We start from the raw sequence: 818 nt of genomic DNA, 5'->3' as shown, positions 1-818 counted from the left end.
AGTTGGATGAAAAACCAGGGCATCCCCGACCATGAGTTTCAGGGCAAGCCGATCATCGGTATCTGCAACACCTGGTCGGAGCTCACACCTTGTAATGCGCACTTTCGTAAGTTGGCGGAGCACGTCAAGCAGGGCGTGCTGGAGGCGGGCGGCTACCCGGTGGAGTTCCCGGTGTTCTCCAACGGCGAATCCAACCTGCGGCCTACGGCAATGTTTACCCGCAACCTGGCCAGCATGGACGTAGAGGAAGCGATTCGCGGCAACCCGATTGATGCCGTCGTGCTGCTGGTGGGCTGCGACAAAACCACCCCGGCGTTGCTGATGGGCGCGGCGAGCTGCGATATTCCCACCATCGTGGTGACCGGCGGGCCGATGCTCAACGGTAAGCACAAAGGTAAGGACATTGGTTCCGGTACCGTGGTGTGGAAGCTCTCCGAACAGGTCCAAGCCGGTGAGATTTCCCTCCACGACTTTATGGCCGCCGAAGCAGGCATGTCCCGCTCCGCGGGCACCTGCAACACCATGGGCACTGCCTCCACCATGGCTTGCATGGCCGAGTCGCTGGGTACCTCGCTGCCCCACAATGCGGCGATTCCCGCGGTAGACTCCCGACGCTACGTGCTGGCGCACCTCTCCGGCAACCGGATTGTCGAGATGGTCAACGAAGACCTGCGGCTCTCCAAGATCCTCACCAAGGAAGCCTTCGACAATGCCATCCGTACCAACGCGGCGATTGGCGGTTCTACCAACGCGGTGATTCATCTCAAGGCGATTGCCGGGCGGATTGGTGTGGATCTGACCCTGGACGACTGGAGCCG

General features: G+C 61.1%; 1 protein-coding gene. It reads left to right on the top strand.

Features of this window, described 5'->3' with window-relative positions; translation table 11 throughout:
• Window positions 1-818: dihydroxy-acid dehydratase domain-containing protein (locus tag HZU72_RS23580; RefSeq protein ID WP_180096377.1), on the top strand; the 818-nt coding region annotated here is incomplete at both ends.

The organism is Vreelandella sedimenti, assembly GCF_013416325.1.
GTDB classification, from domain to species: Bacteria; Pseudomonadota; Gammaproteobacteria; order Pseudomonadales; family Halomonadaceae; genus Vreelandella; species Vreelandella sedimenti.
This window is presented reverse-complemented; position numbering and strand designations above follow the sequence as displayed.